Below are 17034 nucleotides of genomic sequence, written 5' to 3'. Positions count from 1 at the left end.
CACGCTAACCATTAATAACCTGACGTAGCGTAGACTCCGTAACATCCGACACGACCTCAGCACTACCAATTGATGTTGGTAACACGAGACGCAATTGACCAGAAAGGACTTTTTTATCACGCATCATATGCTTGATAAAACAATCAAAGTTCATCGAGTCAGGAATATGTGTTGGGAGTTGAGCACGTTGCAAGAGAGCTGTAATTCGCGCTACGTCTTCGGCAGAGATCAGCCCTTGCAGCTGGGCCGTATGCGCAGCAAGCACGGTTCCTGTCGACACCGCTTCACCATGTAACCAATTGCCATAGCCCATTTCGGCTTCGATAGCATGGCCAAAGGTGTGACCTAAATTAAGCAATGCACGCACCCCCGACTCTTTTTCATCGGCAGCAACAACATCAGCTTTGATTTGACAACAACGTCCAATTGCATAGCAAAGGGCTTCATTGTCGAGAGCCTGAAGCTTTTCCATATTTTCTTCAAGCCAAACGAAGAAATCATAATCAGCAATAATGCCGTATTTGATCACTTCAGCCATACCCGCTGCAAATTCGCGAGCCGGTAAGGTCTGTAAACAATAATTATCAATCACAACCGCTTTTGGTTGGTAAAAAGCACCGATCATGTTTTTACCTAGCGGGTGATTGACAGCGGTTTTCCCCCCAACCGAGGAGTCGACCTGTGACAACAAAGTTGTCGGTACTTGCACAAAATCAACGCCGCGCTGATAGCTCGCAGCAGCAAAGCCAACCACATCACCAATCACTCCACCGCCCAACGCCACAATCACAACATCACGACCGTAGTTGCCTTCGAGCAAGAACGACATAATTTGATTGAAGGTTTCTAATGTTTTGTACTGCTCACCATCAGGCAAAGACAGTAGTGCCACATCACATTCAAGCGATGATAACGTTGCAATTACCTGGTCTGCGTATAAAGGAGCAACAGTCTCGTTACTCACAACTACAACACGCTGACCGCTTTTAATTGCTGACGAAAACAACGCCGGGTTATCAAATAACTCGGCGCCGATAGAGATTGGGTAACTTCTGTCACCAAGATTAACGTTGATCCGTTCCATGGTCAGCTTCTCTGCAAGTAATTAACGCTCTTCAAGCATTTTGATGATCTGGTTAGCCACAACTTTTGCGCTTTGATCATCAGTGCGTACGACGTAGTCTGAAACTTCTTCGTACAATGGATTACGTTCCTCAGCCAACGCTTCCAATACTTCACGTGGAGCATCGGTTTGCAGCAGTGGACGTTTCTTGTCGCGTTGTGTACGCGCCAATTGTTTCTCGATGGTGGTTTCCAAGTACACCACGATGCCACGAGCAGATAGGCGATTACGGTTTTCTTTGCTCATTACAGAGCCACCGCCAGTCGCAAGTACAATACCTTGCTCTTGAGTCAAATCGTCAATGACGCCTTCTTCGCGAACGCGGAAACCGCTTTCACCTTCAACATCAAAAACCCAACTAATGTCAGCCCCTGTACGTTCTTCGATAACTGTATCTGAGTCTAAAAACTCCATATGCAGTTGCTGTGCAAGGTGTCTACCAATAGTGCTTTTGCCGGCACCCATTGGGCCGACTAGGAAAATATTTCGTTTTTCAGCCATTTTTAGCAATTTTACGCGCGGTTAATAAAACGACACCGCCCGCAGGCTCTATTTAGATAAGCCCGAGGCGCCAACTTCCTCACATTTAATTCGTGATAAGACCGAAAATTATCTCAGGACTCACCGCCACTTGGCAATAGCTAGATCCCTTCAATTGGCAAGATTACTGAAAAACAATCTTCGGAGTGACAAAAATCAACAGCTCACGCTTGTCTAAGTCTTCCTTGGTACGACGAAATAGCGCCCCTAACAAAGGAATATCCCCTAAAAGTGGCACTTGTTCGACTTTTGTTGACAACGCATGTTGATAAATCCCCCCCAAAACCAAGGTTTCACCATTATTGACGAGCACTTGGGTGCCAATTCGCTGGGTATCAATGGCAACAGCCTCACCCGTTCCCGTTTTAACCGTTTTACCGACTTTATCTTGCGTGACCACTAAGTCCAGCACCAATTTATTATCCGGTGTGATTTGCGGCGTCACCATTAAGCTCAAAACCGCTTTTTTGAAGCTAACCGTTACCGCACCACTGGATGAACCTTCAAGGTATGGGATCTCGGTCCCTTGCTCGATATAGGCTGTTTTCTTATTTGTCGTCACTAAACGAGGGCTTGAGATAATCTCCGCTTTTTCTTCCTTCTGCAGCGCAGACAGTTCTAAATCTAGCAATATATCGCCCAGTTTTGCCACTTGAAATGCAATACTTGATGCCCCTGCAGTCGTTGCCCCTAGATTGACATTCAAAAAATCATCAACAGTGGCTTTTCTATCCAGCAATCCAGAATTATGTAAATTGCTTTCGACTGAACCACCTATCGTGGTATCACCGTTATTACTGATCACCCCCCAGCGAACCCCAAGCTCCTCTAAGTCACCTTCACTCACGGTCACAATACGCGCCTCAATCTGCACCTGCTTAACCGGAATATCTAGCGCACTCAAAATATCTTTCACACTTTCAATGCTCTCAGGCAGATCTTTGATAATCAGTGAATTAGTACGTTCATCGACATGAAGCGAGCCACGTGCAGACAGCATACTGACACCATCTTCATCCCCGATTAACAAACTCGCTAAATCAATTGCTTTGGCATATTTCACCTGGATCAATTCAGAGCGCAATGCCGCGAGTTCTTCCGATTTACGCTTTGCAGCCAAGGCTTGTTGTTCATGCCCGTCCAGCTCCGATTTAGGCGCCACCAACACCACCTTGCCGTTAATACGCTTATCGAGCCCTTTTGACTGTAAAATAATATCGAGCACTTGTGGCCATGGCACATCATCGAGGCGCAGAGTCACATTGCCTTCCACCGTATCCGATACCACCAAATTAAAATCGTTATAATCGGCAATCAGCTGCAAAACATTGCGTACAGGGACATCTTGAAAGTTAATTGAGATAGGTTTGCCGTTATAGGTTATGTTCTGCTCATCAGTTTCCGTGGATTTGGGCTTGGCTGTCACAATGACATCCAGTTGATTACCACTGGTTTTATAATCGTAATCAAAGCGCTCTGACATCGTCAGTAACAGCTTAACGCCTTTATCGCTGCGAAAGGTTTCAACTGTTTTTACTGCGGTAGCAAAATCATTCACATCAAGCACATACAGCATTTCATCAGCAATCGTGCCATCAACAACTTCCACGTACAGCTGCAGACCTGACTGCCGAATATCGATCAAGGATTGGGCTTTTTCAAGTTGAACACTCAATACCCCTTGCCCCTTTTCACTTCGATGAAAATCGAGTGCTGCAATATCATTGCCTGCATACGCCCAGCGAGGAAACATCAATAGCAACACGAGCCAAGCGATCCCATACAACAAGGCTGAAAAGCGCTTATCGGCCGCTAACTTTGTAAACATCCTTTTCATCTCAACATTTCCCTTAAAATACCGGTGTATCGTCAGCTTTCAGTGCCAGCTGCGTTTCACGCTTCAGCCAACACCCTTTGCCATCAGATAAAATCTCTTCAATATCAATAAATCGTGGTGTGACTTTTAATACGCGACCATGGTTAAGCCCGATGTACTGCCCTTCTTTGATTTTGACCAGCTTCGATTCAGGGGTATAAATCAGTGCCCAGCGGTGCTTTCCGCCATCCATCACTCCTTTAATGGCCAGCTGATCAAGGGGAAAACGCTCAAGTGATTGAGGACGACGTGTATCGTCAGGTTGCCAACAGTCTTTGCCATGTGCTTCTTCGCTATCGATTTGTTCAGGCTGAGGCTGCACAAAAGGAATACGTTCACTGGTCATGACAAAATCATCAGCAACAAAGTGATAAGGCTCAGGTAAGGGTTCAACTTGGATCTTGGCGTGAATGTGGGCATCAGTGATAAATTGATCTATGGAATCGGTATTCGCACGACAGCCAATCAACAACCAAGCGATTGATGCGTAAAGCAATCCTTTTTTCATTACGGCTGCCCCTTTTCGTCTTCATTATTCTCTGTCGGCGGCTTAAAACGATAGGTACTTGCTGATACTTTTAGAGATAAAACTTCTTCATTCGGGGTCAATGACACAACCGACAAGTCGATATCTTTTAGCGTCACAATCCGAGACAGCTTGGCTACCGAGGAGGCAAAACGCCCCATCTGTTGGTAATTACCTGTCACTTCCATATTGATGGGGAGTTCGTAGTACCACTTGTCTTCACGAATGGGAGCCCATTCAATACGCTGGAACTCAAGCCCATTTCGAACTCCAACATCATTCACGCCCGCTAAGAAACTCGCGAGTTCATCTTCTTCCGGCAGTTGCTTAATGACTTGTTGATAACGCCGATTTAGTTCTTCGACTTGTGCCTGCATCTTAGGTAATGCAGCCACCTGCGCGGTACGATTACTGATTTTATGACGCAGTTCCATTTCGGTTTGCTTTAGCCGTTCAAGCTCTTGGTTGAGAGGCTGTTGCCAATACCAATAGCCACCACCCGACAGTAAAGCGGCAATCAAAACCAAGACCACGCACTGAGGTGCAAACGGCCAGTCTACAATTTCATCCAGCTCAAGATCTTGCCACTGACTCATTGTCTTCTCCTGACAAGCTGATCTGTTGAGGAAACCTCGGTTTGCTTCATCGCCCCACGCGCTAACATCGAAAATGACGCATTAAACCGAGTAAGGTCCTGCTGGGCTTCCCCTTTTGTTGCCACGATCGAGTGCATCGCCACATCGTTAAGCCAGATGGTTCTTTCAATATTGCCCAAAAACGTTGCCAAACGGCCGTTAGAATCCCCAAAACCGTGTAAATCAACCGTGTTGTTGTTCAATACCAAAGACTCTAAATACACCCCTTGCGGGATAAGCCCAGGCAATACACTGAATAAACGCGTGACTCGATTTCGCTCTCGTTGAATATCGGCAATCACATGTAACCGTTTATTAAGCGCATCACGCTGTCGATCTAACTCAGGCAAAATACTTAGGCGATGTTCTAATACGGCGATCTCTTGATGCAGCGTTTGGTTACGTGCTCGCTGAATGTTGTGCTGCTCAAGAAAATATTGAGCAACGCCAATCTGGACAAAAAGCACCAGCAGCAAGGTACTCACTATGCCGCCAATGAAGCGTTTCTTGTGCTGTAACCTTTGCTGCTCACGCCAAGGCAATAAGTTGATTTGCTTAATCATCGTAAGGCACCCCGTAGTGCCAACCCTGTCGCCACCCCAAACTGGCAATACTGCCGTTGCGGCTCAAGTACTAACTTGCGACCCACAGCAAAACGCTGAAAGGGATTCAACCAGCGGATATCAAGGTTTAGCATTCGGGCTAATACTTCTTCCAATATTTGTGACTGGCAACCACCACATAACCACAACCCCGCAAGAGGAAAACGCGGATGCGTCGAGTGATAAAGCTGGATTTGGCGACGTAATTGATCAGCCAGTTGCTGCGTAAAACGTTCTGCATCACTGGTATCCGTCGCAGGAAATACCATCATATTGTCATCGGCATACCGCCCCGGTGCTCCATTTTCAAACGATGAGGAACCAAACGCTATTTCACGATGAAAAGCCATGCTATCGGGGGGATCAACGCAGAACTCGGTATGATGCTGACCAATATCAATAACACCATAAATCCCTTCTAACCGCTCAGCCTCTCGACAATGATTGGCCAGCCATAACAAGGCATGAGTTTGTAATTCCATGACGGTCGCTTTCATCCCAGCTTTGCTCAGCACTGCGACACGGTTATCAATTGTCTCTTTACGGGAGGCAAACACTTGGTAAGGGAGTGTCGCGAGGGCTGGTGCCATTTCCGCACCATCAAGTGGAAAAAAATCTAAACGCAACTCCTCAAGCGGAAAAGGCGATGAAGAGCCGATAGCTTGTGCTACTGCAAATTCCAGCTCATCATTGTTCAAGTTTGTGTCTAACTGAATTATTTTGCTAATGACTGCACTGTCTGGCAGCCCTAATGCGACGTGTCTCGCAGTGCGTGGTAATTGCTTTTTGATTTGACGCATCGCTGACAACAAGTGCTCCGCATTCACGTTATGCTGCTCGTTGATCACCAAAGGTGGCAGGACAACCTCAGCAAAAGCAGCCAGCTCAACACTTTCTTTTTTCTGGGCTAATGCCACCGCTTTGACACTATGATGCCCAATATCAATACCAACGCTGAAAGGGTTATGAAACATACCGTGCTATGCTCCTGATAGTGAAAAAGCAAATAAATTCAAATAACGCCATCGATGGCATTAATTTTCATGAAGTTATCTTTATACTATCGGTTGTAAGATATTGAACGGTCGAATGATGGCGTAACGGGAAATCTCAAGTGAAGTTCATAAAGCGATTACTAATACTTGCATTAATTTGCATAATTCTTGGAGTCGGTACAATTTTCGGTTTTTATCTATACGTAAAACCGGAATTACCTGATGTAGCTACATTAAAGAATGTCGAACTACAAACCCCGATGCAGGTGTTTAGTGCGGATGGTCAGTTGATCTCGCAGTTTGGTGAAAAGCGCCGAATCCCTCTGGCATTGAAAGACATTCCACCACAAATGCTCAATGCATTCATTGCAACAGAAGACAGTCGCTATTACGAGCACCCGGGGATTGACCCTATCGGTATTGCGCGTGCAGCTTTTGTTGTTGCAACGTCAGGCTCGGCCAAGCAAGGGGCAAGTACCATTACTCAACAGCTTGCGCGTAACTTCTTCCTCTCCAATGAGAAGAAGATCATGCGTAAGATTAAAGAGATTTTCATTGCAATTCACATTGAGCAATTGCTAACAAAAGATGAGATTCTTGAGCTTTACTTGAACAAAATTTACCTTGGTTATCGCGCTTATGGCGTGGGCGCTGCAGCACAGGTGTATTTTGGCAAAGAGGTTAATCAACTGACCTTGAGCGAAATAGCCGTCATTGCAGGCTTACCGAAAGCCCCATCAACCATGAACCCGATTTATTCGCTGGATCGCTCAACCCACCGTCGTAATGTGGTGTTGCGCCGTATGCTGGATGAACGCTACATCAGCCAGTCTGAATTTGATCAAGCGCGCTCTGAAGCCATTATTTCACGCTACCACGGTGCTGAAATTGAGCTAAGTGCACCGTATTTTGCTGAACGTGCTCGTGCATGGATGGTGGAACGTTACGGTGAAGATGCTTATACCTCAGGCATGCGCATTTACACGACTGTGAACGCTAAGCTACAACGTGCAGCCCAGCAAGCAGCGATTGAGAACCTACTAAGCTACGATCAACGTCATGGCTACCGTGGCGCCGTCGCAACACTATGGCAAGGCAATGGCCAAGCATGGGATAACACCAAGATCAAAGCACACCTTGCGAAGCAACCAAGCTATGGTCAACTTCGAGCGGCAGTGATCACTTCCGTAAGCGACAAAACCGCCCAAGCCATAGTCGGTAAAGGTGAAACTATCACCCTTGAATGGGATGGGATGAAATGGGCACGTGCGTTTAAGACAGATACTCGCCAAGGCCCTGCACCGAAAAAAGCCAGCGACATATTAAAAGCAGGCCAACAGGTATGGGTGCAACAAAAAGAAGACAGCTGGGTACTAAGCCAAGTACCTGATGCGAATACTGCCTTTATTGCAGTCTCACCGCAAAACGGCGCCGTGCAAGCCATGATTGGTGGCTTTAACTTTGTGCATAGTAAGTTCAACCGTGCGACCCAATCTGTTCGTCAAGTAGGTTCGAGTATCAAGCCATTCATCTATTCAGCGGCATTGGATAACGGCATGACGCTCGCAACGCTGGTAAACGATGCTCCAATTAACCGTTGGGATGAAAGCCAAGGTACCGCGTGGCGTCCAAAAAATTCACCACCAACCTACAACGGTCCTACCCGTTTACGCCTTGGTTTGGCTCAGTCTAAAAACGTCATGGCAGTACGTGTCTTACGTAGTGTGGGTTTGGATGAGTCAATCAGCTACTTAACCCGCTTTGGCTTTAAACGCGAAGAAATCCCACGCGCAGAAGCGATCGCTCTGGGTGCTGGCAGCCTGACACCGCTAGAAATGGCACAGGGCTTCTCTGTCTTTGCTAACGGGGGCTACTATGTTGAGCCTTATTTCATCGAGCGGGTTGAAGACCCTTATGGCAACTTAGTCTTCCAGGCTAACCCGAGCGTAGTGTGTAACAGTGAATGCCAACAGCAAAACGGTCAGAAAGCGCAAACGCAAAGCGCGTTCGTCAATGACATAACGATCAGCGAAGAATCATTGGGCACAAGTGACGACGCCCTTCCACACGACAAACAAGCTGTTCATTATGCACCGCAAGTGATCTCAGAGCAGAATGCTTTCCTTGTTCGCGAAATGATGGAAAGTAACATTTGGGGTGGCGGCAGCTGGAAGCACGGGAGCGGTTGGAACGGCACGGGGTGGCGTGGTCAGGTATTAAAACGCCGCGACATTGGTGGAAAAACAGGTACCACTAACGGCTCTAAAGATGCATGGTACTCAGGCTTTGGCCCTAATATTGTGGCCACAGCTTGGGTTGGCTTTGATGACCACAGCCGTGAGTTAGGCAAAGCCTCATGGAATAACAACCTCGGTAAAGAGCAGATCTCTGGTGGTGAAGCGGGGGCAAAAACAGCGCAACCAGCTTGGGTTAACTTCATGAAGGTTGCACTGGAAGATGTGCCGCAGCAACGTAAACAAGTACCGTCAGATATTGTCCGTGTTCGTATCGATCGTGATTCAGGCTTGCTGACTCAAAAAACCGATTACACCTCAATGTTTGAATATTTCAAACGCGGCACTGAACCGAAAGAATACGTTTCGCAAAGCAGTGCAGGCAGTGTATTTGAATCTGGTGGCGACGAAGAGCTGTTCTAATCGTAAACTAACCAATAAGTAAAGAGCGCCTAATGGCGCTCTTTTTGTATCGGCTGACCCACCCTAACTACCGTCATATCGGTAAAAGGTCGATAATTCCCTTTCTATCTTCAGGCTTACGCTTGCAGCAAAGCACACATATGTGTGTTGATTGATTGCGCTATCTTTTCATAGCGACCTCGCAGCGGCGAACCAGGACGATACGCGAGTGTGATCAAGCGTGTCGGTTCGGGTTCATTCAATTTAATGTAACTCACGCCATCGCGTACCGTTTCTTTGGGTGTTGCGAGCTTAGGCAATAAGGTGATCCCACTGCCCGCTGCTACCATATTGCGAAGCGTCTCTAAACTGGTCGCTTTAAAGCTGCCGTCTTCATTGGCTCCCGCCGCAAAACAAAAACCCATCGCTTGATCACGCAAACAGTGGCCGTCACCCAACATCAATAAGGTTTCACCATTCAACGCAAGCATAGAGAGTTCGGGCTGCTTGGCCCAATCGTGTTGCTCAGGTACCGCCAGCACCATAGGCTCATCGTACAACGGCAATTCAACAAAGGCCTCTGTCTCTTTGACGGCAGCTAAAATAATGCAATCGAGCTTACCTGTTTCTAATTGTTCAACTAGCTGGTGGGTCTGCGCTTCATGCAAAAAGAGTTCAAGTTGAGGAAAGGCTTCTTTAAGTAATGGAATAACCTTCGGCAATAAATAAGGCCCAACCGTTGGGATAAAACCCACATGCAGTGGCCCAGCCATGCTGTCGCCTTGCTGACTGGCAAGTTCACTCAAGATTTTAACTTCTAGTAGTACCTTCTGGGCTTGCTCTACTAACTTAAGTCCAGCATCAGTAAACAACACACGCCGGCTGGTACGCTCTAACAGTGATACACCTAACTCATCTTCGAGCTTACGAATTTGGGCACTTAACGTTGGCTGACTAACAAAACACGCTTCCGCTGCTTTGCGAAAATGCAGATGTTCAGAGAGTGCCACTAAGTATTCCAAATCACGAATATTCATAAAGCCACCTTAGCTCACAGTTTGATAGATGAAAACTATCGAAACTATAGCTTCAAACAGTTAGAACTATCAAGTCGATAAACACATAATAGCTACATCAACAGGGAACAAAACAAACAAGCTTCCGGTTGCACTAAACAATCCAAACAAACAAATACCGAATTAATCGAGGAATTTATTATGTTCGCATCTAAAGAAGGTCAGGCTATTCCACAAGTTACTTTCCCAACTCGCCAAGGCGACCAATGGGTTAACGTAACAACTGAAGAGCTATTCGCTAATAAAACTGTGATTGTATTCAGCCTACCAGGCGCATTCACACCAACATGTTCTTCTAGCCACCTTCCACGTTACAACGAGCTAGCATCAGTCTTTGCTGAAAACGGCGTTGATGACATTCTTTGCGTATCAGTGAATGACACCTTTGTAATGAACGCATGGAAAGCAGACCAAGAAGCAGAAAACATTACTTTCATTCCTGATGGTAACGGTGACTTCACTGACGGCATGGGCATGCTAGTTGACAAAAATGACCTAGGCTTTGGTAAGCGTTCATGGCGTTACAGCATGCTAGTGAAAAACGGTGTGGTTGAGAAAATGTTCATCGAAAACGACGAACCAGGCGACCCGTTCAAAGTTTCTGATGCAGACACTATGCTGAACTACATTGCACCAGAACACAAAGAGCAAGCATCAATCACAGTGTTCACTAAACCAGGTTGTCCTTTCTGTGCGAAAGCCAAACAGAGCCTAATTGATGAAGGCCTACAGTACGAAGAAGTGGTGTTAGGCAAAGATGCAACAACCGTTAGCCTACGTGCAATTAGCGGCCGCACAACAGTGCCACAAGTCTTCATCGGCGGTAAGCACATCGGTGGTAGCGAAGAACTAGAAATCTTCCTAAACAAATAAGCAATACAGAAAAACAGATAACAACAGGTGGGGCCCAGCCCCACCAACCGTGTGGATGTGGAGAGAAACAATGAAAACGTTAAATGTAGATGTAGCTGTGATCGGTGGTGGTACAGCAGGTTTAGGCGCTTACCGTGCAGCAAAAGCACATACTGATAGCGTTGTGATGATCGAAGGCGGCCCTTACGGCACAACTTGTGCGCGTGTTGGTTGCATGCCCTCTAAGCTGTTAATTGCAGCAGCTGAAAGTGTTCACCACATTGAAAAAGCACCGGCTTTTGGTGTCCACCCACAAGGCGAAATTGTTATCAACGGCCGCGAAGTGATGGACCGAGTAAAACGCGAGCGCGATCGCTTCGTTGGCTTTGTCTTAGAAGGTGTCGATGAAATCCCAGCTGAAGATAAAATTGCAGGGTACGCGACTTTCTTAAATGACAATACACTACAAGTAGATGACCACACCGTTATCAACGCAGCACGCATCGTGATTGCAACAGGATCTCGTCCATCCTACCCTGGCGTGTGGAACGAGCTAGGTGATCGTCTCATCATTAACGATGATGTGTTTAATTGGGATGACTTACCAAAATCCGTGGCCGTATTTGGCCCAGGCGTTATCGGCCTAGAGCTAGGTCAATCACTACACCGCTTAGGCGTAGAAACCAAACTGTTTGGTTTAGGTGGTCAAGTGGGTCCTGTAACTGATCCTGAAGTAATGGCTTACGCCGACAAAGCGTTCAACGAAGAATTCTACCTAGATGCTGACGTGAAAGTCGAAAGCATGAAGCGTATTACCTCTGGCGACCAAGATATGGTTGAAATCCAGTTCATCAATAAGCAAGGTGAACTCGAAACCATCGAGGTTGAATACGTACTGGCTGCAACAGGTCGTCGTCCTAATACAGATAAACTGGGACTTGAAAATACCTCATTAGAACTTGATGAGCGTGGTGTACCAACAGCAGACCACTACACACTACAAACATCGCTGCCAAGCATCTTTATTGCGGGTGATGCAAGTAACCAATTACCACTACTGCACGAAGCTGCTGATCAAGCGCGTATCGCTGGTGACAACGCAGGCCGCTTCCCTGAAATCCGCGCAGGCCTACGCCGCTCGAAAATTTCAGCAGTATTCTCTGACCCACAAATTGCGATGGTCGGTGAAACGTACAAAGAAATTACCACTCGCTTAGGCACATGTGGTTGTTTCGCAACGGGTGAAGTATCGTTTGAAAATCAAGGCCGTTCACGCGTTATGCTAAGAAACAAAGGTATTCTGCACGTGTACGGAGAACAAGGAACAGGTCGTTTCTTAGGTGCTGAAATGATGGGGCCAAACGCAGAGCACTTAGCGCACCTATTAGCATGGGCGCACCAAAACAAAATGACGGTTTCTGAAATGCTGGATATGCCTTTCTACCACCCAGTGATTGAAGAAGGTGTCCGTACAGCACTGCGTGACCTGAATGCGAAACTGCACTTAGGCCCAGAAATGATTAAACACTGTCTAGACTGTGGCCCAGGTTGTTAATAACACCAAGCACTGTCAGAGAAACAAAAGAGAACATCCGTATAAATATTGCTACGCGCCAATAGCAATAATAATAACAATGCACTGCTAGGTTCACTCTCCACCGAACCGACCCCTACACTTTGCCCTCATTCGTGAGGGCTTTTTTATTCCTGCTTTTCACACCTGATACTGCACGGTACACTCAGGGGCATTAGAGGGTTGCCCTCGCTTTAACTTCAAGGTAATTCATGGCCTGCTCAACCTGCCGCGACACACACAATCGCTTTAAACAAAAGCTAGGGCGTTGCCGCCAATGCATGTGGCAACTCACCCTATTGAGCCTGTTTAGCTGGACCGTTTGGGGCTATCGCTATCAAGCACATCCAACGTCAGTGGAGTCCATTACTCTGATTTTTGCCGCGAGTAGTTTCAGCCTATTGTTACTGGCACACTTTTTTGTCGCACTAAAATTGAAGCTCAGTCATAAAAAAACCTGACGTACACATCAGGTTTTTAGCTTCTCATCGACCAAGCAAACATGATGTCTAAGACTACGCCACATTCACCGTCGGGATCTGTTGCTCACTGTCCAATCGAACCTCTAACGCCACTTCATCACAGGCATGCACGCGCGGACAACGATCGCAGTCTTTCATCACTTTTTCAGGCAGCAAAGATTTCGAAGTTGGCACAAAAGCTTGCTTCATGAAGAACTCTGGTACACGCGTCAGGACAAACACCCGCTTAATCGCCATTTGGGATGCTTTCTCAATCAAGTGATCAACAATGGCTTTACCCTGTCCTTGGTTCTGCCACCCTGCTTCAATACCGAGTGAACGGATCTCTGCCAACCCTGAGTCATAGACATATAAAGAAGCACAACCAGTGACGACACCATGGTGTTCGGTTACGGCAAACGAACCAATATCACGGACCAATTCATTCCGCTTACGCGGTAAGTTTTCACCAAGCCCCGACCAATACGACACCATGCCCTCAATCGCATCAAGATCCGTCAATCTTGCGCCTCGAACTTTAACACTCGGAGAATAACGCTTCTCTAGCCGCTTCTCGGCTTGGCCAATCGCATAATCAACCTGATTAGGTGCGACGCCTCCCAGTGCACAGCGTTTATCAAGGCAAGAATCTATGGTTAAGATGGGATACACATCCTCATCGATTACCGTAGAGAACTGCTGCATTTCAGCCAATGACAGCTCTTCCAATGCACAGCCTTTTTCAATCGCCGCCACCACAGCGACACCGACAATATGGTGCGCTTCACGGAATGGAATACCTTTCGCCACCAAGTAATCAGCCAGCTCGGTCGCGTTAGAGTAACCTTGCATTGCTGCCTCTAAGGTACGGTCTTTATTGACTTGGATACCATCAAAACAGAGTGCCGCCATTTCCATGCAATCATGCCAGCTGTCTAGCGCATCAAACAGACCTTCTTTATCTTCTTGCATGTCTTTGTTGTACGCTAACGGCAAGGCTTTGACTGTCATCATCATGCCTGCCATTGCGCCATAAACACGGCCGCACTTACCACGGATCAGTTCTAACGCATCGGGGTTTTTCTTTTGTGGCATCAAGGACGAACCCGAGGTCACTGTATCGGCAAGTTCAATAAAGTTCGATTCACCTGAGTTATAAAAGATTAAATCTTCAGCCATCCGCGACAGGTGCAGCATAGAAATAGAGGCAGTGGAAAGCAGCTCCATCACATGGTCACGATCCGACACAGAATCTAAACTATTACGAGTTGCACGATGAAAACCTAAGCTATGCGCTAGCACTTCGCGATCAATCGGGTATGCGGTGCCCGCCAATGCCCCTGAGCCTAGCGGACAAGTATCTAATCTTGCCAATGCATCGCTTAACCGCGAGTAATCACGTTCAAACATTTCAACGTACGCCAAACACCAATGGGCAAAGGTTACCGGCTGTGCCCGCTGTAAATGGGTATACCCCGGTAAAATCGTCGCCTGATGTTCACGCGCAACCATGACCATTTGGTTTTGCAGCTTATCGAGCATCAGGAGTAGCTGTTGGCCTTGCTGCCGACACCACAACTTCAGATCCGTTGCGACCTGATCATTACGTGAACGGCCGGTGTGTAGCTTCTTACCTAAGTCACCCACTTTACTGATCAGTTGCTGTTCGACCCAGCTATGAATATCTTCGGCATCAGAGCGCAAAATCTGCTCAGGATTTTCCATTACCGCCAGTTTGAGTTCATTCAATGCTAGTTCCAGCTTTTGCTGTTCAGCATCTGTGATCACATCGACTTGGCGCAATGCTTTCGACCATGCAATAGAACCAACGATATCTTGCTCCGCAAGGCGGTAGTCAAAACGTAGGGAATCGTTGAACTCTTTAAACCGTGTGTCAGCTGCCTGACTAAAACGTCCACCCCATAATGCCATGGTCTTTCTCCTGTCCTTTACTGCTCGACTTGCTCAATGCTTTGTTGGCTTGCTCGGCCTGCATGGTTATCCAGCGATAACAGCAAAAGCCGAGACATCATGATTATTATTTTTTCTGGCTGTTTAATGCACGGATACGGCTCGCTAGCGAGTAAAGACGAATGAAGCCACCAGCATGACTGTGATCGTAAACTTCATCTTCGCCAAAGGTTGCAAACTCTTCTGAGTACAAGCTATTGAGTGAACGTTTCTGCACTACAGTAGCTTGACCTTTATACAGCTTCACGACTACTTCACCGCTCACATCTTGAGCAAGTTCATCGGCGGCAGCCAAAATAGATTTACACAGTGGCGTGAACCAACGGCCATCGTAAATCAGGTGTGAAGCTTTGAGACCAATGCTTTCACGGAACTCGTAAGATTCTTTATCCAGCACCAACTGCTCAACCGCACGTAGCGCTTCGTTCATAATGGTGCCACCTGGGGTTTCGTAACAGCCACGCGACTTGATCCCCACTAAACGGTTTTCAACGATATCAATACGACCAACACCGTGCTCTGCCCCTTTCTCATTGAGGTAAGTGAGCGCATTAAACGGGGTCATCGCTTCACCATCAACCGCAACAATTTCACCTTTGTCGACCACAATCGATACCGTTTCTGCTTGCTCTGGTGCCTCTTCAGGATCTTTGGTCCATACCCAACACAAATCATTCGGTTGATTCCAGGTATTTTCTAGCACACCGCCTTCTGTCGAAATGTGCCACGCATTGGCATCACGTGAGTAGATTTTCTCCAATGAGGCAGTACATGGAATATCACGTTCAGCTAAGTAATCAAGGAGTGCTTCACGGCTACGCAAATCCCACTCACGCCAAGGTGCAATTACGGTTAATTGCGGTGCCAAAGCCGCATAGGCGCCTTCAAAACGGACTTGATCGTTACCTTTACCTGTACAGCCGTGACACACAGCATCTGCCCCAACTTCAAGTGCACACTCAACCTGTGCCTTGGCAATGATAGGACGTGCCATGGAGGTACCCAGTAAGTATTTACCTTCGTAAATCGCTCCTGTCTTTAAGCTTGGGTAAATATAATCTGCGACCATTTCTTCTTTCAGATCTGCGATGTAACAAGAAGATGCTCCTGATGCGATCGCTTTTGCTTCAATACCGTCCAACTCGGCATCTCCCTGGCCGACATCTGCTACAAACGCCACCACCTCGCAGTCGTAATTTTCTTTCAACCAAGGAATGATTGCTGATGTATCTAGACCGCCTGAATACGCTAAAACTACTTTCGTTACCTTACTCATACTGCTCTCCTGCTTGCCCTTTCGGCGGTCTCACCGCACTGGCTTTTCTGTCATTGGTGTACTATCAAAATTCAATCTAAAACCAGATATAAAGCGCCTTCGCTCTCTATACTGAAAACTTAGTGCCGATACTCTTACCATCAAATAGATCAGCGAGTTTTTCTGGGTAGCGCCATGTCGCGACTTCAATCGGGCGCCCTAATGCTTTTGCTGCTTCAAACGCGGCACGCACTTTAACGACCATGCCATCAGTGATCACCGCTTGTTGGATCAAGGCTTCCGACTGCATTTCTGTCAGGGTTGGAATTAAATGCCCCTTGCCATCAAGGACCCCACTCACATCCGAGAGCAAGACCAATTCCGCATCGAGAGCTGCTGCCACGGCTACCGCCGCTTGATCCGCGTTGACGTTCATCATCTCCCCTTCGGCGGTAAGACCGATAGAACTGATAATTGGCAAACACCCTGCGGCCATAATCTGACTCACCAGTGCACCATTTCCTGGTGCCGCTTTACCAACCGCTCCCAGCTCTGGATCTAACTCTGTCACTTGGCACAAGCCACCATCAGCCAGACATAAACCCACAGCACTGATACCTGATTTAATCGCGTGACCTTGCAGCATCTTGTTAGCCGTTCCCGCTAACGCTCCGGTGATCACTGGGATTTGTGCCTGTGGCGTAACCCGCAACCCTTCCTTCTTCACCGTTTCCAGTTGTAACTTGGCCAAAAGTTCATCAACCAAATAGCCACCGCCGTGCACTAACAGCAATGGACGCGCTGCTTTCGCCTGATATTGATTAATTGCAGCAAATAATTTAGTCAGGGTTTCATGGCAAGACAGTGCCGCTCCGCCAAGTTTTATTACTAAAGGCATGTTATTCATGGTGAC

15 protein-coding genes are annotated in these 17034 nt (G+C 47.1%); 4 read left to right on the top strand and 11 right to left on the bottom strand.

The window, feature by feature from the left end; translation table 11 throughout:
- Positions 1-4: 4 nt before the first annotated feature.
- From aroB to pilM, 7 genes are all read right to left on the bottom strand, one after another.
- Positions 5-1084 (bottom strand): 3-dehydroquinate synthase, encoded by a 1080-nt coding sequence (aroB, locus tag OCU77_RS01160; protein WP_048898887.1) that lies wholly within the window; start codon positions 1082-1084, stop codon positions 5-7.
- 21 nt (positions 1085-1105) lie between these two features.
- Entirely contained in the window at positions 1106-1624 is a 519-nt protein-coding gene (aroK, locus tag OCU77_RS01155; RefSeq protein WP_048898886.1) for a shikimate kinase AroK, read from the bottom strand.
- A gap of 163 nt (positions 1625-1787) precedes the next feature.
- Complete coding sequence (locus tag OCU77_RS01150; RefSeq protein ID WP_107302833.1) at positions 1788-3491, bottom strand: type IV pilus secretin PilQ; 1704 nt, start codon at positions 3489-3491, stop codon at positions 1788-1790.
- A gap of 22 nt (positions 3492-3513) precedes the next feature.
- Entirely contained in the window at positions 3514-4047 is a 534-nt protein-coding gene (locus OCU77_RS01145; RefSeq protein ID WP_048898885.1) for a pilus assembly protein PilP, read from the bottom strand.
- Complete coding sequence (gene pilO, locus OCU77_RS01140; protein WP_048898884.1) at positions 4047-4661, bottom strand: type IV pilus inner membrane component PilO; 615 nt, start codon at positions 4659-4661, stop codon at positions 4047-4049. Before pilO ends, OCU77_RS01145 begins: the two co-directional genes overlap by 1 nt.
- A complete protein-coding gene (locus OCU77_RS01135; protein WP_048898883.1) occupies positions 4658-5263 on the bottom strand; it encodes a PilN domain-containing protein in 606 nt (201 codons plus the stop codon). Before OCU77_RS01135 ends, pilO begins: the two co-directional genes overlap by 4 nt.
- Positions 5260-6276: a type IV pilus biogenesis protein PilM gene (gene pilM / locus OCU77_RS01130; protein WP_107302832.1), complete on the bottom strand. Its 1017-nt coding sequence runs from the start codon at positions 6274-6276 to the stop codon at positions 5260-5262. Before pilM ends, OCU77_RS01135 begins: the two co-directional genes overlap by 4 nt.
- Before the next feature lie 140 nt (positions 6277-6416).
- Here pilM and OCU77_RS01125 point away from each other — a divergent pair, with 140 nt between their 5' ends.
- Positions 6417-8954, top strand: a complete 2538-nt coding sequence (locus OCU77_RS01125; RefSeq protein WP_048898882.1) for a penicillin-binding protein 1A — start codon at positions 6417-6419, stop codon at positions 8952-8954.
- A gap of 116 nt (positions 8955-9070) precedes the next feature.
- Here OCU77_RS01125 and oxyR read toward each other — a convergent pair whose 3' ends face one another.
- On the bottom strand, positions 9071-9970 hold the full coding sequence (gene oxyR, locus OCU77_RS01120; protein ID WP_048898881.1) for a DNA-binding transcriptional regulator OxyR: 900 nt from the start codon (positions 9968-9970) through the stop codon (positions 9071-9073).
- A 180-nt stretch (positions 9971-10150) separates the two neighbouring features.
- Here oxyR and OCU77_RS01115 point away from each other — a divergent pair, with 180 nt between their 5' ends.
- From OCU77_RS01115 to OCU77_RS01105, 3 genes are all read left to right on the top strand, one after another.
- The gene (locus OCU77_RS01115) at positions 10151-10882 is read left to right on the top strand and encodes a glutathione peroxidase (RefSeq protein ID WP_048898880.1); all 732 of its coding nucleotides are present in this window, start codon (positions 10151-10153) and stop codon (positions 10880-10882) included.
- A 70-nt stretch (positions 10883-10952) separates the two neighbouring features.
- The gene (locus tag OCU77_RS01110; RefSeq protein ID WP_048898879.1) at positions 10953-12416 is read left to right on the top strand and encodes a dihydrolipoyl dehydrogenase; all 1464 of its coding nucleotides are present in this window, start codon (positions 10953-10955) and stop codon (positions 12414-12416) included.
- 230 nt (positions 12417-12646) lie between these two features.
- A complete protein-coding gene (locus OCU77_RS01105; protein ID WP_048898878.1) occupies positions 12647-12895 on the top strand; it encodes a DUF3624 domain-containing protein in 249 nt (82 codons plus the stop codon).
- Positions 12896-12949: 54 nt separating this feature from the next.
- On the opposite strand, the gene argH is transcribed toward OCU77_RS01105, so the two are convergent.
- The 3 genes from argH to argB all read right to left on the bottom strand — a co-directional run bounded on the left by argH (position 12950) and on the right by argB (position 17028).
- Positions 12950-14827, bottom strand: coding sequence for an argininosuccinate lyase (gene argH / locus OCU77_RS01100; RefSeq protein WP_048898877.1), 1878 nt, complete (start codon positions 14825-14827; stop codon positions 12950-12952).
- Positions 14828-14933: 106 nt separating this feature from the next.
- A complete protein-coding gene (locus OCU77_RS01095; RefSeq protein ID WP_048898876.1) occupies positions 14934-16142 on the bottom strand; it encodes an argininosuccinate synthase in 1209 nt (402 codons plus the stop codon).
- A gap of 106 nt (positions 16143-16248) precedes the next feature.
- Complete coding sequence (gene argB / locus OCU77_RS01090; protein WP_107302831.1) at positions 16249-17028, bottom strand: acetylglutamate kinase; 780 nt, start codon at positions 17026-17028, stop codon at positions 16249-16251.
- Between the last annotated feature and the right edge of the window lie 6 nt (positions 17029-17034).

Origin of the sequence: Photobacterium swingsii (assembly GCF_024346715.1) — a bacterium.
Taxonomy (GTDB): domain Bacteria; phylum Pseudomonadota; class Gammaproteobacteria; order Enterobacterales; family Vibrionaceae; genus Photobacterium; species Photobacterium swingsii.
Note: the sequence above shows the minus strand (reverse complement) of the source record. Positions and strands in the feature narration are given on the sequence as shown.

Coding starts and splice junctions, on each gene's coding strand:
- OCU77_RS01095 (WP_048898876.1), bottom strand. CDS start 16,142: ATGAGTAAGGTAACGAAAGTAGTTTTAGCGTATTCAGGCGGTCTAGAT.
- OCU77_RS01115 (WP_048898880.1), top strand. CDS start 10,151: ATGTTCGCATCTAAAGAAGGTCAGGCTATTCCACAAGTTACTTTCCCA.
- argH (WP_048898877.1), bottom strand. CDS start 14,827: ATGGCATTATGGGGTGGACGTTTTAGTCAGGCAGCTGACACACGGTTT.
- OCU77_RS01135 (WP_048898883.1), bottom strand. CDS start 5,263: ATGATTAAGCAAATCAACTTATTGCCTTGGCGTGAGCAGCAAAGGTTA.
- OCU77_RS01145 (WP_048898885.1), bottom strand. CDS start 4,047: ATGAAAAAAGGATTGCTTTACGCATCAATCGCTTGGTTGTTGATTGGC.
- OCU77_RS01110 (WP_048898879.1), top strand. CDS start 10,953: ATGAAAACGTTAAATGTAGATGTAGCTGTGATCGGTGGTGGTACAGCA.
- argB (WP_107302831.1), bottom strand. CDS start 17,028: ATGAATAACATGCCTTTAGTAATAAAACTTGGCGGAGCGGCACTGTCT.
- pilM (WP_107302832.1), bottom strand. CDS start 6,276: ATGTTTCATAACCCTTTCAGCGTTGGTATTGATATTGGGCATCATAGT.
- OCU77_RS01150 (WP_107302833.1), bottom strand. CDS start 3,491: ATGTTTACAAAGTTAGCGGCCGATAAGCGCTTTTCAGCCTTGTTGTAT.
- pilO (WP_048898884.1), bottom strand. CDS start 4,661: ATGAGTCAGTGGCAAGATCTTGAGCTGGATGAAATTGTAGACTGGCCG.
- OCU77_RS01105 (WP_048898878.1), top strand. CDS start 12,647: ATGGCCTGCTCAACCTGCCGCGACACACACAATCGCTTTAAACAAAAG.
- oxyR (WP_048898881.1), bottom strand. CDS start 9,970: ATGAATATTCGTGATTTGGAATACTTAGTGGCACTCTCTGAACATCTG.
- aroB (WP_048898887.1), bottom strand. CDS start 1,084: ATGGAACGGATCAACGTTAATCTTGGTGACAGAAGTTACCCAATCTCT.
- aroK (WP_048898886.1), bottom strand. CDS start 1,624: ATGGCTGAAAAACGAAATATTTTCCTAGTCGGCCCAATGGGTGCCGGC.